Raw genomic sequence first — 18,582 nt, forward strand, 5'->3', positions numbered from 1 at the left:
CGCAGCTCTTTTTACAGCTTCGTGCATCGGGTTTGCAGATTCACTGTCAATCAGACTATAGCGAATCTTGCTTTGTTCAAAAGCATCAATCCATGGCGTTTGGTCGGTCCCAATAACAATGGCATGATGGATTCGGTCTTTGACTGCCGCGGCAAGCTTTTCAAATCTTGCCCCTTTCGCAAGCCCGCCGACAATCCAAATTGTATTGTTTTTTCCTGCGCAAGTATTGAAGACTTTGCCGCATGCGCATTTGTTGCTTTCGAATCATCAATCCAATTCATTCCGGCATAGCTGCCGACAAACTCAATTCGGTGTTTTCCGGACGTAAAATCCCGCAATGCGGAGCGAATAAACTGCGGCGCCACACCTACCGCCCGTGCAAGAGCTGCTGCAGCGATTGCGTCTTTCAATAAATGCAGCGGTAACGAGCTTTCCCGCGGCGCAAGATGCGCAATGTCGGCAACAGTAAATACCTCTTGTGCCGCAGAAAAACGGTTTTTGTGAAAAGCCCGATCCACAATAATATCTTCGACCAAACCGAATTCTCCAACGCTAGGCGTCCCGATGTTCAGACCAATCGCCCGTGCGCCTTCTTGGACATCAGCTTCGTCAACCATTCGCTGTACTTCGCGGTCACCTACCGGGTAGAGACACGCAGTCTGTACATGTTCATAGATCTTTGCCTTTGCCGCCCAATATTCCGCACGGTTTCCATGCCACTCCAAGTGATCATCATCAATATTGAGACATACTGCAGCAGTCGGAGCCATTGAGTAAGTGGCAGCGAGCTGAAAGGATGAAAGTTCAATCGCAAATGCTTGCGGAGCATTTTCATCAGTGCGAATCACTTCTGTAATTAATGGTTTTCCAATATTTCCCGTCGCCACTGTCCCGCATCCGGCAGCCGCTAAAATTTTTGCGAGTATTGAAACTGTAGTTGTCTTACCGTTTGTTCCAGTCACACAAAGCCACGGAGCGACGGTATTCTGTTCATCCGCAGCACGCAGATGCCATGCTAATTCAATTTCCGACCATACTGGTACGCCAGCTTCCCGAAGCACAGTCCATTCATACCCCATTTGCGGGAATCCCGGCGCAATAATCACAATATCCGGCTGCCAGTCAAGCAGCATTTGCATTAAAATTTCCGGTTTGGCAGCGGAAATAGCCAAATCAACACGTACATCATCAAGGTATGGATTGATTGCGGTTTCTTTCGCATCCCACACGCTTACGACGGCTTGCGTTACCGAAGTAAGAGCCGTAACACAAGCTTTTCCAGACACGCCAAGACCAAGCACAGCGATACGTTTGTCTGCGAAAGCACTACTTCCAGGAATTACATATCTCATTGATATAACAACCATTCTGCATAGAAAAGACCAATTCCGATTGCTGCGAGAAAAATTTGAATCAGCCAAAAACGAACTACAATCGTCACTTCTTTCCAACCTTTCAGCTCGAAGTGATGATGCAGCGGAGCCATCCGGAAAACTCGCTTTCCGGTAGCCTTAAAGAAACCAATCTGAATCACATCAGAGATAACAATAATCACGAAAAGCCCGCCAATGAAAATTGCAAGAATTTCAGTCTGGCTCAGAATCGAAACTCCGGCAAATGCGCCGCCTAACGCAAGAGATCCGGTATCTCCCATGAAAATCTTCGCAGGAGACGTGTTATGCCAGATAAATCCGAGGCAAGCACCGACGATTGCCGCGCAGAATATTGCTAAATCGCGCGGATCTCGTGCATCATAACAGCCTGGGAGGAGTTGTAAGGCCGAACCGCAGCGTTGATAAGACTGCCAAATATTAATCACCGCATAGGATCCAAACGCAATTGCGGAAGCACCTGCAGCTAATCCGTCTAAACCGTCGGTTAAGTTGACCGCATTCGACCATGCAGTAATCAAAAAATTGGTCCAGAAGATGAATAGAATAATGCCGATTGCAACACCAGCGAAACCAAGTGTGATTGGGGTATCACGAACAATCGAGATATTGAGCGTCGCCGGTGTCTGACCGTGCTTATTGGCAAATTGCAGGGATCCGACTGCAAATAGAATCCCAACAAGTCCTTGCCCAAGCATTTTTGCGCGCGGACTTAAACCAAGTGAGCGCTCTTTACTAATTTTCGTAAAGTCGTCAAGAAATCCGATTAATCCCAAACCGGAAAGTAAGAAAATAATCAACCATCCGGAAATGCTTGGAGCGCGCAGCGTCGCAATATTTCCGCACAAAAACCAAGCACGGCAGCGCCAATAATAATTACACCGCCCATTGTCGGAGTTCCGCGTTTTACTAAATGCGAAGTCGGACCATCCTCACGGATAAATTGACCATACTGCCGGCGCTCGAGAAGCTTAATAAAAACTGGGGTCAGAAAAAGCGTAACAAAGAGTGCTACTGCTGCTGCAACAATTACTGAAATCATCTATTGAACCCCTTGGAGAAAACACTGTCTGCTGCCTGCCAGATTTTCGTGCCGTTAGACCCCTTAAAGAGAACTGCAGAATCTGGCTGCAGAACCTGATTCAGCTCAGCAATAAGCGGTTCCACAGTTAAATACTCTACTACCTTTATTCCGGCTTCTCTGGCAAAAGCGGTGAGCGCAAAAGCGCCTTTGCCCACCAAGTAAAGCTCTGAAACATCCGCTTGGAGCAAAGCACTGAGCAATTCCTGGTGTTCCTTTTCGCTATCTGGACCAAGCTCCAGCATCTGCCCAAGCACCGCAATCCGGCGTGCATATTTTACACCGAGCAATCCAAGTGCAGCGATTCCAGCACGCATTGAAGTCGGATTAGCGTTGTATGCATCATCAATTACTAATATTTTCCCAATTTCACGCACATCCATTCGATGCGGGCTGCCTGGCTTTGAATTTGCGATTTCACGAATAATATCAGCAAAACTTACCCCGAGAATCCGCGCAATTGCTGCGGCTGCAACCGCATTCGCAATATTGTGTTTTCCGGCCAGACCAAGAACCAGCTTTTCATGCTGTCCGCCAAGAAATAATGTAAATTGCGGATATCCATTCGCAGCATCGATTTCAGAAGCAGCCGCAAATACATCTTGGTTCTTGCGGGCTTCTTCCGCTTGCGCAGAATTTACCGAAAAGAATTCCACTTTACATTCAGCCGTTGCCGCCATCTGTACTACGTTCGGATCATCAGCATTCAGCACAGCCACGCCATCAGATTGCGTCCCGGCAATAATCTGCGCTTTTTCACAAATCGTATTTTCGATTGAGCCGAAAGATCCAAGATGCGCCTTTGCCACAATCAGTACAGTGCTAACGTCAAGTGGGGCAATATCAGTTAAATAAGCGATATTGCCAACCCGATCCGCACCCATTTCGAGTATGAGATTAGCTGTCTGCAAATTTGCCCGCAGCACAGTCAAAGGCAAACCAATCTCATTGTTAAAGGAATTTGGCGGAGCCACTACCGGCCCGCGATGAGTTAAAATCCGGGCAAGAAGATCTTTTGTTGTCGTCTTTCCAACGGATCCGGTTATTCCGATGACTTTCAGGTTAGCTTTCGAATTTTGCCGAAGATATGACAACCAATATTTCGCAAGCTTGCCCAATGCGAGCACCGAATCTGCAACTACAATCAGCCGCTCTGGAGCAGCTCCGTTTTCAATTGCAATCTGGGCATTACTTGTTAAAACAGCAACAGCACCGGCGTCAAGTGCAGCTTTGGCAAAACGGTTTCCGTCGGAGTTCTCACCTGCAATCGCAACGAACAACTCACCGCCCTCGATTTTGCGGTTATCAATAGCCACACCAGTGAATCGCAGAAACGCAGTCTGCACATCCTCAGCTGCAGCTTTTCCGCCGACGGCCGCCGTAACTTCAGCGAACGAGAGATTCATAATCTACTTTTACGCCTTTCCTCTGCATATTTTTTAATATTGTTCGCTTGCACAAATTAATTAAACGAATCGGTGCAAACTATTTAATCTTCGAAAATTTTGTTTCCCTGATTCTGAAACAACTGATTATATGCCCCATCCTACTAAATTATTTTCCAGTCCAAGGATAGTCAATCATCGGCTCGGTTGATGGAGGTACTCCCATCTTACGCATTGCGAACTGTGCAATCTTTGAAAACGCTGCCGAAACTCCCTCATTATTTCCGTGCGTCCGAGCCATGATTGCAACTGCAATCCGCGGATTTTCTGCAGGGATTAAACCAATATAAGTCACATTCAGTGCTTCCAATCCGCCGGCACTATTAATAACTTCTGCCGTACCGGTTTTGCCGGCAACATTATAATTCGGAACACGCGCCGCTTTTCCAGTCGCACCGTCTTTAGTGGTTTCATGCATCACGTTTACTACAGTTTTTGCCGTTTCCGGATCAATCACCGCTGTTGGTTTCGGAGCAATAGTCGGCTTGTAGCTGCCGTCGGCATCGTAAATTCCGTCAACAATATATGGCGGATGCTTCACGCCTCTGCTTCCAAAGATATTCGCAACCACAGCCAGCTGCAGCGGAGTAACTGCATACCCCTGCCCGAACATCGTAGTGTAATTTGTGCGGCGATCCCATTGCCGATAGTCGCGAAGCAAACCTTTCTCTTCAAAAGGCAGCTCTATGCCCGTCTTCTCACCGATTCCAAAAGCTTTCAGGTAGTTATACCGCGCTTCTTTACTCAGCAATGCTCCAATCTGCACCGTACCAGTGTTATAAGAATGCGCAATAATGGCTGCAAGCGTAGACTTTTCAGCAGCATGCGGAGCATAATCTTTAAAAGTCTCACCATCGGGAGTGGTGAACTGGTAGGGAGTAAAAAAGCGCTATACGGAGTTACTTTACCTTCATTAATTGCTGCAGCGACCGTAATTGCCTTACCCGTTGAACCAGGTTCAAGAACTAATCCTACAGAGTTCGAAGTAAACGACTTCGGCTTCTCCTGCGCGACTTTTGCCGGATCATAAGATTGCGAATCAGCCATTGCCAGCACCCTGCCGGTATTGGTTTCCAATACAACCGCACTGCCCCAATCTGCTCCAATTTTTTCTACCTGCTCTTTCAATATTTGCTCAGCTGCCTGCTGCAAATCACGGTCAAGAGTAAGCTTTACAATTCGCCCATCCTGCGGAGCAATTTCTACTTTTTCCGCATTCGGAAAAATAGTGCCGTCCGGCCCGACCTCCACTTGCAGATAGCCGTCAGTGCCAGCAAGAACACTGTCAAACTGCTGCTCAATACCAGCTCGTCCGACAAGCTGATCGCTTTTATCAGTACGTCCGACAAAACCGAGTACCGCCCCGGCGAGCGAACCGTTTGGATAGACTCGTTCCATATAACGTTCGCCGAAAATTCCATGAATATTCAGCTGGTTAATCTGTTCCATTTCTTTTGCCGAAATACCTGCCTGCAGCATTTTAAACTGATTTTTTTGCTTCCGCCAAGTAATTCACCCGCAAGTTCAGCTTCATCCCGCTCAAGCACCGGAGCGAGGATTTTTGCGGCAGCTGCCGCCCCCGTGCCGGTAATATTATTTTTCGCATCAGTAGTTTTGAAATCCTGGATTGCTTTCTGATCTACCCGCAGGTTGTAGTGCGGAACCGAACTTGCAAGTACTGCGCCGGTATTATCAACTATTTTTCCGCGCAGCGCCTGCTGTTTGTAATTACGTGCACGAAAATCATGCGCAGTCTGCGCCAGCGTATCCGCCTGCACTACTTGCAGCACAGTAAGACGCCCTGCAATCAGTACGGCCATTGCAAGAAAAATAACAACAACTGCCCGGAGACGTTTATTGGTAGCAGCCCGCGCCAAACGCATCGAATCCGCTTTCCGTATCCCGCTGCTGCCCTGATTGTTCAGAACTGTACTCACACAAATACTCCTAAACAAGTAATTACTTTTGCGCCTTTGCCTCGCCAGTCACAGTTCCGTCTCCCAGATCAACATAACGAATTTGCGTTGCCGGCACCATTTGATATTTCTGCGCACGTTCATTAAGCACTACGGGAGTCTCTAACCGCGCCACATCTTCACGTAAGGTTTCAAGACCAGATTTAACTTCATTCAGTTCAATAGTTGCGGATTTAATCTCGAATGCACCTTGAATCATTGCCGTATTCAAGCCGAATGCACCTGCAATCGCTCCAGCAAATATCAAACCGCACAAAATAGCTGTACGAAAGTAACCGCGCGAGGGAAGCGGACTCGGCACAACTGAAAGACCAGGTGCGGAAATTATCGGACGCGAGGCGCGAGCCGGATTACGACGGGCCAATACGGAAGAATTTGCGCTCATCGGGTCTCTCCTTTGTGAAAGCGAAAGTTGGATTCTATTAGTGGTTCGAGATTTTTCAGTACATGCGCCGGTGTTTGCCGGATTCTCTCAACAGCTCTTAACCGCACCGACTGCGAGCGCGAGTTTTGAGCCAGCTCTGCTGTATCGGCTTTTATTGATCCGCGGACAAGGGCTTTTAGATACGGTTTGTGATCTGCCAGCTCTACCGGCAATCCCGGCGGCGTAGTAGATTTCAGCCCTTGACTCATTGCTTCTTTCACAATCCGATCTTCAAGCGATTGATATGACTCAACCACAAGACGTCCGCCGATTGACAAAGATTCAATTGCCCGCGGGAGTGCTGTTTCCAGAATTTCCAGCTCGTTATTCACCGCAATGCGCAGGGCTTGAAAAGTTCGTTTTGCCGGGTTTCCGCCAGTGCGTTTCGCTTTTTCCGGAAGTGATTCCCGAATTAAGGCAACTAATTCAGCAGTTGTTTCTAATGGTTTAACTGCGCGGGCTGCAACGATTTTATTCGCAATCTTTCCGGCAAATTTTTCTTCCCCATATACACGAAGAATTCGTGCAAGTTCATCACGGCCAGCCGCTGCAAGAAGCTCCTTTGCACTAATACCTTTGCTCGCATCCATCCGCATATCGAGCGGTGCGTCATGCGCATAAGAAAAACCGCGCCCTGCAGTATCGAGCTGTAATGATGAAACCCCAAGATCCATTAAAATTGCGTTTACTTTGCGGTTTGCACCAAATTCAGCCGCAACCTCATCAACGTGATCATAAGTAGTCTGGACGGCACGGAACCGATCACCAAATTTTGCCAGACGGGAAGCAGCAAGCCGGATTGCTTCACCGTCGCGATCAATTCCAATTACCTGCACATTCGGATTGCTTTTTAAGATTGCTTCAGTATGCCCGCCCATTCCGAGAGTACAGTCAATCAATAGTGATTCTGGGCTGGAAATCGCCGGAGAAAGCAGCTCCACGCAGGTACGCAAAAGCACAGGTAAATGCAACGCATTATTTGCTGCCGAGACCTGTGGATTCTGCATTTTTCACCTTTCGTGAACGCACTGATAACAAAAGCTGTAAACGCAAGTCTGAACTAGCTTCACTGGCTGAAGATTACAAATTATCCGCAATCAGTACGCCTGTTCTCCGCCGCTGACTTGCAGTCGGGGAATCACCGCAAGTCAGCGGCAGACAACACACGCATTAATATGCTGATTCGAGTTCAGCTCTAGAACACTCCGGGCACTAGTTCGTCTTCGCGATCGGCAAACTCATCTTCATTCGAACTCAGGTATGTATTCCATGCTGCCTGATCCCAAATTTCAACGCGATCACCTGTACCGATTACAACCAAATCTTTGTGCAAATCCGCATAAGAACGGAGCAAAGCCGGTACAGTAACCCGACCCTGCTTATCTGGAATTTGATCATTAGCACCCGAGAGGAAAATTCGCGTGTATGCACGTGCTTCTTTCGAGGTCATTGGAGCCTGCTGCAGCTTCGCCAGTACATCCGCGAATGCTGCCGTCGGAAACACGTATAAACACCGTTCTTGACCGCGGGTGATAACCAAACCACCAGCTAATTGATCACGAAATTTGGCAGGAAGAATGATGCGTCCTTTCTCGTCGAGCTTTGGCTCATACGTACCAAGAAACACAGCACTCCCCTTTCATAACCGATATACCCCACTTTACTCCACTTTGCGCCACTTGCAAGCTAAAATCACTTTATTAAACGCTTATTTTCCTGAATTACAGCCAAAAAGCTGGTGGAGGAAATTATGAGACTTTTTCCCTAAACGCAAAATAGGCTCGGATTGAGAAAGAAAATACTCAATCCGAACCTATTTTTAGCTTCAGTTCAAAAGTTATGGACAAAAACAGTGTTTCACACGAAAAATCCCAAAGGCACTCCGCACAATCAGCAATTCCAAAAATCGGAAATCAATGCCGATTGCCTTCCCGCATTCGCTTCAGCCATTCTTCCGCTTGGCGCTGCATAAAGTCGCCCTGCCCTCCGCCCTTGGGTTTCGAGTTAAGATGCAGCGAGCCGCCCCCGCCGGGTTTTTTCACAATACCGGCACTGATATACCAGAATCCGGCAAACACCACAATCACGCCAAGCACACCGACGGGAACAATTTCTAAAGCTACCCCGCCCATCACTACAGCAAGACCAACCACAGCCATAATCAATCCAAAGATAAGATTCTTTGCAGAAACGGCCCAACGCATCGGCGCACCGCTCTCCGCAGCTAGAGTCTCAGTAAATCTCACATCTTCACCGTTCAGCTGCGACTCGAGATCCGCAAGCATTTGACGTTCATAATCTGAAAGAGCCATAAATCTCTCCTCATTCGGGGTAAAGGATATCTTCAGGATATCCTATCCAGTTTATTTCAGATAGTTCACCCGCAGACTAGCTTGAAGAATAATTCTCCCGGACATCATCAGCACGGCACAGCGCAGCAAAACTAAGCGCCTGCGCTCCATATCTTTGCTTCACTGCATCAATTGCACGCTCTGCATTTTCACTGCGCTGATCCGCACCAAGCACTCCCTGAACTTCACCTTGGGCACTTTGTAAATTATCCGCCCGCACACCCAAAAGCCGAATCCCGCTATCTGGAAAACTCCCCTTGCTGAAAAGCCGCAATGCTTCCCGATATATCTCACTGCCAAGTTCAGTCGGCACACTAAGCGTGCGCGAACGAGTAATTGTTTCAAACTTTCCAGTACGAATCTTAACCGCAATCGTCCGTGCACGAAAACCCGCAAAACGCAGCCGCTGAGCAATCTCATGCGATTGCGAAAGAAGCACCTGATGAGCTTGCACCGGAGATACAAGAAAATCAAAAAGGTCTGCTCCCGGCTAATCGACTTTTCCGCAGCCGGACTCTGCACACTCCGCGAATCTTGATTTGTGGCTAAAGCATAAATCTTCTCTCCCATCGCCGAACCGACAAGCGACTGCAGCCGAGATAAACCAAGCACAAGCACATCACGCACCGTATCCACACCGCGGTCTTGTAACCGCCGCGCAATTTTCTCCCCCACTCCCCAAAGCGCACCAATCGGCAGCATATTGAGAAAATCTTGAGATTTATCAGCCGGAACAAGCAATATTCCATCTGGTTTCGCATGAGTTGAAGCAAGCTTCGCAAGATGCTTTGTATTTGCAATCCCAATCGAAGCCGGCACACCCACTTCATCACGAATCCGCCGTCGTAAAAGACGGGCAATTTCAGTTGGCGAACCAAAAAGTTTTCGCGCACCGCCCACATCAAGAAACGCTTCATCGACTGAAATTTGTTCGACACACGGCGTAACTTCCGCAAAAATATCCATAATTTTTCGCGAAACACACCGATACTTCTGCATATCAACAGGAAGCAAAATCAGCTCCGGACAAAGCCTTTTCGCCGCAGCTACCGGCATCGCAGAATTAACCCCAAATGCCCGAGCCTCATAAGAAGCAGCAGACAAAACCCCGTGCTCCACTCCGCCTACCGCCACCGGCTTTCCGCGCAAATCAGGGCGTTCAAGCAATTCCACCGAGACAAAAAATGCATCCATATCAACATGCAAAATCGGCGCAGCGGAATCATCACTGCCCCAATCTCGTTTCACACTCGAAACCCGCAGCCCACGCGACACCCGCCACCGCCTTCACCAAATAAACCGCCAGGATTTTCACATATCTTAAATTCAGTTCCTGCTGCAACAGTTTCAAGCTATATCCAGACTGGAATATGTTCGTTTCTGCAGCTGCAAACCGAAAACTCTCCAAATATGCACACTTTTAGAAATGATGCCGGCCACGCCGATTTTTCATCCGCAGCTCCGCCGCAGCGCTTGCCGCAGATTCTTTTGAATTTCCGTCTTTTTCTCGGCCGGATTACTATCGCCTGTTTCTTTAACCCGACCATCATGCTGCTGATTTTGATCAGCTTCACTCGAGACCGGCTCTTCACTTCGTTTCGCACCAAGCAACGGGAAATCACGTCCAAAAAGTTTCCCGCCGCGCCAACGCTTCTGCTTCGAATGCGCATCATCACCGGCAGGTTCTATCACGCCTGCAAGCGAATTTCCGCCGTGCGCCGCCAGAAATTTCTCTGCCGCCAGACCAATCTCATCCACACTTGGAACCTGCAGCAATTCATCTGTGGTAGTAGCAAAAGCTTGCTCACTCGGATTTACGTCGTACTCATTTTCAAGCGCCGTAATCAGCTCTGCCAAATCTGGACTCTTTTCGAGAAGTTCACGATATGCAGAATTAACACGATCCTCATGCTGTTCCAAATCACCAAGCGGAAGCCGCGGTCCGCCAAGATTTGCCGTCATCCGAATTGCCGCAAGCGCTCCGGCAAGAAACGGTTCCCCAAGCTGCGCAAGATAAAAAGGAACACGCACCCGAATATTAGTCACCGAAACTTCCTGCTTAGCTGCATAATATTCAAATAAATCAGTAAGCGCACCGGGATGAACAGCACGGCCGTGCACATATTTTACGCCATCTTTCAGCTTAGTCGAACGCATCAGCATATCAGCCTGGCGGGTATGCGGAATTGCAGCCGGCATCGCCGAAAAAGTAATCACTTCATCCACATGGAATCTTTGCACAACATCAAGCAAATCTGCGGTGATAGTCTCCCACCGGTAATCCGGTTCTTGACCGGAAAGATAGAGAAAGTTTTCACCCACAATATCTGTCACCAAACTCAAACGCAGCTCCGGCTGAACTAAAGACTCAATCACCCCGTCCTGATACGTCACAATTGGCCTTTGCGCACGAAAATCAAAAGCTCATCTGCCGGGAACGAAGCAATCCGAACGGAATCTAAATCAACGATAGCCGCATCAATTGCTTGCGTTACATTCCCAGCAGAAGTAAGCATATCCAGCGGGTTAACCAGGAGATATTTTGCCGATAAATTATCGCGCGTATTCTCATATTGAATCATTCCCGCCCCTTCCGCTCTCGCGAATCTGCTGCACTCATTTCATTAAAACTGCGTCTAAATTATAACGCGTACCTCTCAGTCTATCCGTTTCTTCCAGACCAGAAAGGAAAATTGAACGTTAACAAAAGCATTTTCTGCAGCTGCAGCAATAAGAAACTGCACTTTTCAACGCATTTACCTTGCTCAGAGAAACAAAAACTATCGCACAGTCTGCCATACTCGCGGATGTGAAACTTCTCAAGCAAAAAGAGTACTGACATCCTGGCAATAATACGGAATAATGGTAAGTCGGCTTTTTAAGGAATTTATTTGCACCCAAAAATGCATTTACATGCGCGGAGCAAGGAGAAAATCGATGGAAAAAATCCGGTTGAAAATAACAGTGCATATCAAAATGCACTCTCCGCAGAGCAAGAATTTCTCGATTGCGCATATCAAAATCTCGATCAGCAAACTGCCTATTACGAAGAAAAACTTCGCAGCACCCGCAGTATCGGAGCAAGCGGAACTCCCGGAGCACGTTCTGAGCGCGATTCTTTCGCCACGCACTATGAAGATAACTTAGCCCGCCTAAAAACGTTGAAACCCGACTCGTTCTCGGCCGGCTCGATTTTGATACCGAAAATACAATTCATGTCGGACGGATAACTCTGCGTGACGCCAATCAAAAAATCATGCTCACCGATTGGCGCGCTCCGCAATCCGAACCATTCTATCAAGCTACATCCTCACACCGTCTCGGGGTAATCCGCCGCCGCCACATTCAAACTCGTTTCCGAAAAGTGACAAATGTTGAAGACGAATTCCTTGCAGCCAGTGAAATCAAAGATTCAGACCTCAACCTCACGGGTGAAGGTGCGCTTTTGCCGCAATGAACAAAGCGCGTGACGGAAAAATGAGCGATATCGTTGCTACTATTCAAGCCGAGCAGGATCGAATCATCCGCGACCAGGCAAAAGGGGTACTCGTAGTGCAAGGCGGTCCAGGAACTGGCAAAACTGCCGTCGCACTGCACCGCGCCGCATATTTGCTTTACACTTACCGCAAGAATTTCGCACACAGCGGCGTACTAATAATTGGGCCATCAAAAAGATTTTTACAATATATCGACCAAGTACTTCCTTCACTAGGAGAATCTGAAGTAGTTGCCTGCACAATTCACGAACTTTTTCCCGGCGTAACCCCAACAGTTAAAGATAACGCAGAAGCAGCCGAAATTAAGAGCCGGCTAATCTGGGAAAAGATTGCCAAACGCGCAGTGCGGCAAATCCTTGAAAAACCGCTTCACAATCCAATCACATTCCACATTTCCGGAAAAAGATTCAACTCACTCCAGCAGACGTATCGGCAGCACAAACCCGTGCCCGCCGCCTTGGAAAAACACATAACGAAGCCCGTGAAAAATACGCACGCCAGCTTGTAGATTTACTTGCATCCCGACTTGCCGCAGCACGCGAAGTCGACTTATCCAGCGACGACTGGATTGTGCATGATATTGCTTCCCATCCGGAAATTCGCCGTGCGATAAACCTGCATTGGCTCCCTGCTTCCCCGCAATGGCTGCTCGAACACATTTTCAAATGGAAAGAAATACTCGCTTCCGTTGCACCGGAATTAACTCCGACAGAACGAGAAACACTCTGGCGGGAAAAAGGATCCGGTTTCAGCGAAGCAGATATCGCATTGCTGGATGAACTTGCAGAACACCTCGGTCCGTTCGAAAGTGATTTACAGCGCGCGATTCGGCTGGAAAATGAGTCAAGCTCGACAAATCTGAATACATATGTTTCACAGACAATGAATGCCATGAATCTCGGAGCAGGAATTGTAAATACCGACCTGATCCAAAATCGGTTAAATAATTCAGGAATTTCTGTTCCGCTTGCAGAACGCGCAATTAATGACCGGACATGGACATATGCACATATTGTTATTGATGAAGCCCAAGAGCTCACCCCGATGCAGTGGAGAATGATATCGCGGCGCAATCCGCGCCGATCAATGACAATCGTCGGTGATTTAGATCAGCGCCGTACCGGCGCACCTCACGGCGGATGGGAAAAAGCTCTCGGAAAACTCGCTGCCGATATGCGTATCGAGCACCTAACAATCAGCTACCGCACACCGCGTTCAATTCTCGACACTGCGGCAGAAACAATGAAACGTCTTGGCGTAACAGTTTCCGGTGTAAAAGCTGTCCGCGATATCGCAGGTTCATATCAGGAAAACACAGTAGATATAAAAGAATTTTCCCGCGAAATCATCACATTAACTGCACAAAAATCAATGCATTAACCGCAGATTACGGTAAGGGATACGGCACATTGGCGATAATCGCACCAACTGCGTCCATTGAGTCAATCCAGCAGCTCATCCAAAGCGAAACCGCCTTGTGCGATTCATTCGAAAAAATCAGATCAATGTAATTGATGCACGAGATTCAAAGGTCTCGAATTTGATTCCGTCATTTTAATTAATCCGGAACAAATTTCACAAAGCGGTAATGGCGACCTGTATGTAGCGATGACTCGCGCCACAAAATCAATGCATGTAATTCGTTTTACATCTGATACACCGGCCGCAAATACTGTGCTCTGCAATCGCGCAGCAGACCGGAATCAGTAAATTATGCAGAACACATCCAGATTAAAGATCGGATGAAAAGATTGGCGATAAGATAAAACAATGTAAACATCTTAAGTATCTCGCGGCTAGATGCCGCCGCAGCAAAGTTGGAATTTCCCGCCGCAATAATTCGCAATTTATTTCGCGTCCGTAAGTTCCGCTGCTAGTATTTACTTACGTTTTATTCGCAGAGTTCGTGCCCGATTCGGTACAACCGCGAAATAAAAATAGTATCCCAAAATCGAGTTTGGAGATTCCCTTGAGCAAAATGATGGATCGCGCGTATAAACACTATGTTCCAGGTGTGCCGAAGACGATTGATCCCGTCAATGCAACACTTGGTGAAGTTTTTGAAAAAGCTGCTGCCGATTTTCCCAACCATGTGGCAATTGACTTTCTCGGGCGTGAATTCACATATTCTGAAGTACTGCTCGATATTAAACGTGCCGCCACCGCATTAACTATGTGCGGTGTAAGAAAAGGAGACGTCGTTTCCGTCGTTTTGCCCAACTGTCCGCAGCACTATGTGGCAGTCTATGCAATCACTGCTCTGGGTGCAATCGCCTCAGAACACAACCCGCTGGCTCCGGCCGCACAGCTCCATGAGCAAATTACCCGCGTCGGTTCAACCGTCATAATCGCTTGGGAACAGACAATTGAACGAATCACAAAAGACGGATCACTGCACGGGCACACATATCTTGCCGTAAATCTCACAAAAGCTCTGCCCAAAAAATCACAAATACTGCTGAAGCTGCCATTCAAAGCAGCAAAAACCCAACGCGCGAAACTGCGCGGAAAAGTTCCGCCAGGCGTACACTCGTGGGATAACCAGGTTTCCCACGCTGTCCCAATGAACCTCAGCTCAATCAATCACGGCACCGCTGACGATATTGCAATCTTAATCCAGACAGGGGCACCACCGGCACCCCGAAATCAGTAGCGCTTACGCACCGCAATCTCACCACAAACTCAGCGCAGGTGAAAGCATGGTTACGCGATTTTACGCGCGGAGGAGAAACAGTTGGTGCAGTTTTACCTTTCTTCCACGCATTCGGTTTTGAATTATCACTGGTAGTGTGCGTCGATTTTGCCGCAACCCAAGTAATGGCGCCAACTTTTGACGTAGACATTATTCTTGCGGGCCATAAACGGCATCCGATCACATTTTTTGCCGGAGTACCGCCCATGTTCCAGCGAATCCTAGATACAGTTAAAAAACGCAGCGGAATCGATATGAGTTCAATGCGTTACAGCTGCAGCGGCGCAATGCCGCTCGATCCCAAATTGGCTGCAGAATGGGAAAAATTAACTGGAGGCTACCTTATCGAAGGATATGGTATGACCGAAGCGAGTCCGCTTATCGCCGGTTCCCCGCTTTCCCCTTCACGGCGCCCCTCAACACTTGGTCTGCCGATTCCATCAACCGAGATAAAAGTCGTAAACCCGGAAGACCCAAGTCAGGAATTGGATGAGGGGAAGTTGGTGAAATTCTTGTGCGCGGACCGCAAGTATTTCAGGGATACTACGAAAACGAATCAGAAACTGCTGCCGCATTTTACGACGGCTGGCTCCGCACTGGCGATTTAGCAAAGTGGGACGACGGTTTCCTGGTAATGGCAGACCGTCGGAAAGAAATGATTATCAACGGCGGTTTTAATGTTTACCCGTCGGAAGTGGAAAAAGTAGTACGTGAGATTGAAGGTGTTACTGACGTCGCAGTTATCGGGATGCCGAATGACACGCTGGGAGAAACTGTAGTGGCTGCACTTGTCCTCGAACCGGGTGCAAATGTAACACTTGAACAAGTTCGCCAATGGACCGAATCACGCCTCTCTCATTACGCAATGCCGAAGTCAATTGCAATTCTTGACGAATTACCGCGCTCGCAAATCGGTAAAGTTCTTCGGAAGAGTGTAAAAGAACAGCTCGAAAATTTTGAACTCGTTTCCGGCCAGTGGCGGAAAAAGATTAGCGCAGCGTCAAATAATGCTGCACAAAATTTTGAAGCATACCTCCAAGCACTGAAAGAAAAAACAAATAGCACTGCGGAAGAATGGCGTGCATGGACTGAAAGCAATGCTCCGCAATTAGAACTTTTAAGAACTGGTGGAACAGTGAACGGAAACCAGACTCAACCGAAATCGACACTGAACGCGAAGCACAGCATAAAGGGATTTCAGTTGAAGGTTTCGTTAGCTGGCTGAAAGAAAATACACCGCTGCGGACGGCTGAACCGGAAGCAACTGAACAAAATCCCTCCAGAAATGAAGTCCATTTCGACCATAGCCCAGCAGAACTAGCTGAAGAGCCTGAATCGGAATAACTCGCTGCTGCATTATTGCACACTATTTCACGCCGGCGCATAACCTGAAAGCGGATAAACAAAACAGCGGATACTGCTTCGCTGCTATCTCTCCGCGCACTTGTTTTATGCACAGGACAGCTGAGAGCAGTAACGTGCGGAACTACGATTAGTCAAGATTGTTCCGTAAACGTGCAATTTCTGCTTCAAAATCCTCGAGAGTTTCGAAATTGGAGTAAACCGAGGCGAACCGCAGGTAAGCAATCTGATCGAGTTCTCGTAACGGATTCAGAATTGCCATACCAACATCGTATGCGTCTATCTGAGATTGACCAGTAGCACGAATCCGCTCCTCTACTTTTTGCGCCAAGATTGCAAGCTGGTCTGCGGTGACTGGACGCCCTTGACACGCCTTTCCGACTCCGACAATAATTTTTCCCGACTAAAAGGTTCTGTTGCTCCGGAACGTTTCACAACTGTCAATGAGGCTGTCTCTGATGTTGTGAAACGCCGTTTACATTCGGGACACTCCCGACGACGGCGAATTGTAGTGCCGTCGTCGCTTGACCGCGTATCAACTACGCGCGAATCTGGGTGATGACAAAATGGGCAATGCATACGCTCAAAATACCGATGCGAAGCGCAGAGTGCAAGTTGCAAAGCGGAAATACTCATTTTCCTTCCCATCGAAAAATGAAAATTTCAATATTTTTTACAAAATCAGCATTTCTTTTGCGCTCATTCCGCCAATTACAGCGATATCGGCACTAGTTGAATCAACCATACTCACAATTGACACTCCAATACCGAAAGCGATAAATAAAAAACAAGTGAAAACGCCAGAAAAATGGCTTTAGTGAGAACTTCACCAAAAGAATTTGGAAAAGCCGCCGCTGCTGAAATCTGCCGCGGTGCCGATAAAATACCCTTTTGCCGCATTCGTACAGGAGAAATTCCGACATTTTTAGAACCGTAATGCGGACGGAAAGAACTTCCGCCATGCACTATTACCGAAGAAACTGCCGGTTTTTTCACTGCACCTGCAATATTCTTTGTGACTTCATCACGAGAATTCGGTACGAGACGAAGCTGCGCCGATACATTCTCACGCATCCGGATTTTCGAGCGATTTTCTTGAGAATTCGGCCGATCCGGGCGCACAATTTGAAAATTCCGATTCGCATTTCCAACGAGTCTTTGCGAATCGACAGCACGCAAATGGTTATAACGCGCCTTTTTGACAGCACCATTCGACTCAGAAACCGCTCCGGAATCACTGTGCGCATGAAAACGAGAATGGTTCAATTTAACAGCTGTATTCCCAACTACCTGAACCGGATTAAACGTATCCATCTCAATCTCCTATCTCGAACATCTGTTCTAAGTATACTTACCGCAGATCCGTTTGTAAAGAACATGTGTTCTAAAACAACTCGAACAAACGTTTGGAAGTTTTTTCAAATCCCGTTATTCTTATTACGAAGAAAGTAAAACATGCCCCACCAGCGAAATTTTCTTGCTTTTCGATAAAAACAGCACAATATCAGCGAAAAATCTCTCTTACGGCGTGTTGCAGCAATTCCGCAAAATTTTTTCCGAAGGAACGAGCTATCCGAGATGAATGAGAATCCGATAAACAGCCCATCAAAACAACATGCGCTTACCGAACGGCAGCTGAAAATATTTTGCGTAATCATGCTGGGTATCGACTCTCATGGATTCCCGCCTACAATTCGTGAAATCGGTGCAGCAGTCGGACTCGCTTCACCTTCATCAGTAAAATATCAACTTGATGCGATTGAAAAAGCCGGATTAATTGCACGCGACCCACGCCGCCCGCGCACCATTGAAATCACTCAGGCCGGTACTGATTTCGCAAAAGAATACATTCCCGAAAGCAAAACTGCAAAAGTATCGGCGCGGATTCTTTTTCCGAACCGAAAACAGCCGCACACAACGAAAACAACGCAGCACACCTATTGCACGATAAATACTTCAGCGATTCAGAGAACACAATAGATGTTCCCCTAGTTGGAAAAATTGCTGCCGGCATGCCGATCACCGCCGAACAGCAAATCGAAGATATCTTCCCGCTTCCGCGCCGGCTCACCGGCAATGGCGTCCTCTTCATGCTCCAAGTTCAAGGAGATTCAATGATTGACGCAGCAATCTGCGATGGTGATTGGGTAGTAATACGGCAGCAAAATATTGCCGAAAATGGGGAAATAGTAGCCGCAATGATTGATGGTGAAGCTACCGTAAAAACTTTCCAGAAGCTAAACGGCCATGTCTGGCTGCTCCCGCAAAATACGATGTACCAGCCAATCCCAGGTGACGAATCGAAGATTCTCGGAAAAGTTGTCACAGTTCTCCGTTCGCTCTAACCAACCGCTATCAAAACT

The 18,582-nt window shown here is 47.7% G+C and carries 18 protein-coding genes and 8 pseudogenes; 8 read left to right on the forward strand and 18 right to left on the reverse strand.

Annotation, left to right across the window (positions count from 1 at the left end; genetic code table 11):
* Positions 1–15: 15 nt before the first annotated feature.
* The 15 genes and pseudogenes from RQN30_RS12460 to RQN30_RS02635 all read right to left on the reverse strand — a co-directional run.
* Positions 16–201: pseudogene (locus RQN30_RS12460) on the reverse strand (UDP-N-acetylmuramoyl-L-alanine--D-glutamate ligase); the annotation flags it as partial.
* Positions 153–1,367, reverse strand: a pseudogene (murD, locus tag RQN30_RS02570) (UDP-N-acetylmuramoyl-L-alanine--D-glutamate ligase); the annotation flags it as partial. The pseudogenes murD and RQN30_RS12460, both read right to left, overlap by 49 nt.
* Positions 1,349–2,433: pseudogene (gene mraY, locus RQN30_RS02575) on the reverse strand (phospho-N-acetylmuramoyl-pentapeptide-transferase). The pseudogenes murD and mraY, both read right to left, overlap by 19 nt.
* Entirely contained in the window at positions 2,430–3,878 is a 1,449-nt protein-coding gene (locus tag RQN30_RS02580) for a UDP-N-acetylmuramoyl-tripeptide--D-alanyl-D-alanine ligase (RefSeq protein ID WP_353061135.1), read from the reverse strand. Before RQN30_RS02580 ends, mraY begins: the two are co-directional and overlap by 4 nt.
* A gap of 148 nt (positions 3,879–4,026) precedes the next feature.
* On the reverse strand, positions 4,027–4,713 hold the full coding sequence (locus RQN30_RS02585; protein WP_353061743.1) for a penicillin-binding transpeptidase domain-containing protein: 687 nt from the start codon (positions 4,711–4,713) through the stop codon (positions 4,027–4,029).
* The gene (locus RQN30_RS02590) at positions 4,662–5,396 is read right to left on the reverse strand and encodes a penicillin-binding transpeptidase domain-containing protein (protein ID WP_353061136.1); all 735 of its coding nucleotides are present in this window, start codon (positions 5,394–5,396) and stop codon (positions 4,662–4,664) included. The genes RQN30_RS02585 and RQN30_RS02590 overlap by 52 nt, the downstream gene beginning before the upstream one ends.
* Positions 5,345–5,854: a hypothetical protein gene (locus RQN30_RS02595; RefSeq protein WP_353061137.1), complete on the reverse strand. Its 510-nt coding sequence runs from the start codon at positions 5,852–5,854 to the stop codon at positions 5,345–5,347. The genes RQN30_RS02590 and RQN30_RS02595 overlap by 52 nt, the downstream gene beginning before the upstream one ends.
* Positions 5,855–5,876: 22 nt before the next feature.
* Positions 5,877–6,278, reverse strand: a complete 402-nt coding sequence (gene ftsL, locus RQN30_RS02600; RefSeq protein WP_353061138.1) for a cell division protein FtsL — start codon at positions 6,276–6,278, stop codon at positions 5,877–5,879.
* Entirely contained in the window at positions 6,275–7,324 is a 1,050-nt protein-coding gene (gene rsmH, locus RQN30_RS02605) for a 16S rRNA (cytosine(1402)-N(4))-methyltransferase RsmH (protein ID WP_353061139.1), read from the reverse strand. The genes ftsL and rsmH overlap by 4 nt, the downstream gene beginning before the upstream one ends.
* A gap of 188 nt (positions 7,325–7,512) precedes the next feature.
* On the reverse strand, positions 7,513–7,944 hold the full coding sequence (gene mraZ / locus RQN30_RS02610; RefSeq protein ID WP_353061140.1) for a division/cell wall cluster transcriptional repressor MraZ: 432 nt from the start codon (positions 7,942–7,944) through the stop codon (positions 7,513–7,515).
* Positions 7,945–8,230: 286 nt separating this feature from the next.
* Positions 8,231–8,629 (reverse strand): DUF3040 domain-containing protein, encoded by a 399-nt coding sequence (locus RQN30_RS02615; RefSeq protein ID WP_353061141.1) that lies wholly within the window; start codon positions 8,627–8,629, stop codon positions 8,231–8,233.
* 76 nt (positions 8,630–8,705) lie between these two features.
* Positions 8,706–9,122, reverse strand: coding sequence for a DinB/UmuC family translesion DNA polymerase (locus RQN30_RS02620; protein ID WP_353061744.1), 417 nt, complete (start codon positions 9,120–9,122; stop codon positions 8,706–8,708).
* A gap of 77 nt (positions 9,123–9,199) precedes the next feature.
* Positions 9,200–9,862, reverse strand: a pseudogene (locus RQN30_RS02625) (Y-family DNA polymerase); the annotation flags it as partial.
* A gap of 255 nt (positions 9,863–10,117) precedes the next feature.
* On the reverse strand, positions 10,118–11,062 hold the full coding sequence (locus RQN30_RS02630; RefSeq protein ID WP_353061142.1) for a PAC2 family protein: 945 nt from the start codon (positions 11,060–11,062) through the stop codon (positions 10,118–10,120).
* Entirely contained in the window at positions 11,059–11,250 is a 192-nt protein-coding gene (locus RQN30_RS02635) for a hypothetical protein (protein WP_353061143.1), read from the reverse strand. The genes RQN30_RS02630 and RQN30_RS02635 overlap by 4 nt, the downstream gene beginning before the upstream one ends.
* 321 nt (positions 11,251–11,571) lie before the next feature.
* Here RQN30_RS02635 and RQN30_RS12465 point away from each other — a divergent pair.
* From RQN30_RS12465 to RQN30_RS02675, 7 genes and pseudogenes are all read left to right on the forward strand, one after another.
* Positions 11,572–12,125: pseudogene (locus RQN30_RS12465) on the forward strand (hypothetical protein).
* Positions 12,122–12,673: an AAA family ATPase gene (locus RQN30_RS02650; RefSeq protein ID WP_353061146.1), complete on the forward strand. Its 552-nt coding sequence runs from the start codon at positions 12,122–12,124 to the stop codon at positions 12,671–12,673. The pseudogene RQN30_RS12465 and the gene RQN30_RS02650 overlap by 4 nt, the downstream one beginning before the upstream one ends.
* A 62-nt stretch (positions 12,674–12,735) precedes the next feature.
* Positions 12,736–13,545, forward strand: a complete 810-nt coding sequence (locus RQN30_RS02655; RefSeq protein WP_353061147.1) for a UvrD-helicase domain-containing protein — start codon at positions 12,736–12,738, stop codon at positions 13,543–13,545.
* 147 nt (positions 13,546–13,692) lie between these two features.
* A pseudogene (locus RQN30_RS02660) lies at positions 13,693–13,875 on the forward strand (hypothetical protein); the annotation flags it as partial.
* Positions 13,876–14,143: 268 nt separating this feature from the next.
* Complete coding sequence (locus RQN30_RS02665) at positions 14,144–14,818, forward strand: AMP-binding protein (RefSeq protein ID WP_353061745.1); 675 nt, start codon at positions 14,144–14,146, stop codon at positions 14,816–14,818.
* A gap of 32 nt (positions 14,819–14,850) precedes the next feature.
* Positions 14,851–15,465: pseudogene (locus RQN30_RS02670) on the forward strand (AMP-binding protein); the annotation flags it as partial.
* Positions 15,372–16,082, forward strand: a complete 711-nt coding sequence (locus tag RQN30_RS02675) for a class I adenylate-forming enzyme family protein (protein WP_353061148.1) — start codon at positions 15,372–15,374, stop codon at positions 16,080–16,082. The pseudogene RQN30_RS02670 and the gene RQN30_RS02675, both read left to right, overlap by 94 nt.
* Positions 16,083–16,349: 267 nt before the next feature.
* Here the strand turns inward: RQN30_RS02675 and RQN30_RS12470 are convergent, their stop codons facing one another.
* The 3 genes from RQN30_RS12470 to RQN30_RS02685 form a co-directional block, all read right to left on the reverse strand.
* Complete coding sequence (locus RQN30_RS12470; RefSeq protein WP_491608711.1) at positions 16,350–16,613, reverse strand: ATP cone domain-containing protein; 264 nt, start codon at positions 16,611–16,613, stop codon at positions 16,350–16,352.
* Complete coding sequence (locus RQN30_RS12475; protein ID WP_491608687.1) at positions 16,535–16,867, reverse strand: NrdR family transcriptional regulator; 333 nt, start codon at positions 16,865–16,867, stop codon at positions 16,535–16,537. Before RQN30_RS12475 ends, RQN30_RS12470 begins: the two co-directional genes overlap by 79 nt.
* A 99-nt stretch (positions 16,868–16,966) precedes the next feature.
* Positions 16,967–17,533: a hypothetical protein gene (locus tag RQN30_RS02685; RefSeq protein WP_353061149.1), complete on the reverse strand. Its 567-nt coding sequence runs from the start codon at positions 17,531–17,533 to the stop codon at positions 16,967–16,969.
* 342 nt (positions 17,534–17,875) lie between these two features.
* Between RQN30_RS02685 and lexA the strand changes: the two are divergent.
* Positions 17,876–18,564, forward strand: a pseudogene (lexA, locus tag RQN30_RS02690) (transcriptional repressor LexA).
* The last annotated feature ends 18 nt before the right edge of the window (positions 18,565–18,582 follow it).

This window comes from Arcanobacterium hippocoleae (assembly GCF_040360365.1).
GTDB lineage: Bacteria > Actinomycetota > Actinomycetes > Actinomycetales > Actinomycetaceae > Arcanobacterium_A > Arcanobacterium_A hippocoleae_A.

Coding starts and splice junctions, on each gene's coding strand:
- rsmH (WP_353061139.1), bottom strand. CDS start 7,324: ATGCAGAATCCACAGGTCTCGGCAGCAAATAATGCGTTGCATTTACCT.
- ftsL (WP_353061138.1), bottom strand. CDS start 6,278: ATGAGCGCAAATTCTTCCGTATTGGCCCGTCGTAATCCGGCTCGCGCC.
- RQN30_RS12475 (WP_491608687.1), bottom strand. CDS start 16,867: ATGGGAAGGAAAATGAGTATTTCCGCTTTGCAACTTGCACTCTGCGCT.
- RQN30_RS02665 (WP_353061745.1), top strand. CDS start 14,144: ATGATGGATCGCGCGTATAAACACTATGTTCCAGGTGTGCCGAAGACG.
- RQN30_RS02580 (WP_353061135.1), bottom strand. CDS start 3,878: ATGAATCTCTCGTTCGCTGAAGTTACGGCGGCCGTCGGCGGAAAAGCT.
- RQN30_RS02635 (WP_353061143.1), bottom strand. CDS start 11,250: ATGATTCAATATGAGAATACGCGCGATAATTTATCGGCAAAATATCTC.
- RQN30_RS02590 (WP_353061136.1), bottom strand. CDS start 5,396: ATGCTGCAGGCAGGTATTTCGGCAAAAGAAATGGAACAGATTAACCAG.
- RQN30_RS02685 (WP_353061149.1), bottom strand. CDS start 17,533: ATGGATACGTTTAATCCGGTTCAGGTAGTTGGGAATACAGCTGTTAAA.
- RQN30_RS02615 (WP_353061141.1), bottom strand. CDS start 8,629: ATGGCTCTTTCAGATTATGAACGTCAAATGCTTGCGGATCTCGAGTCG.
- RQN30_RS02650 (WP_353061146.1), top strand. CDS start 12,122: ATGAACAAAGCGCGTGACGGAAAAATGAGCGATATCGTTGCTACTATT.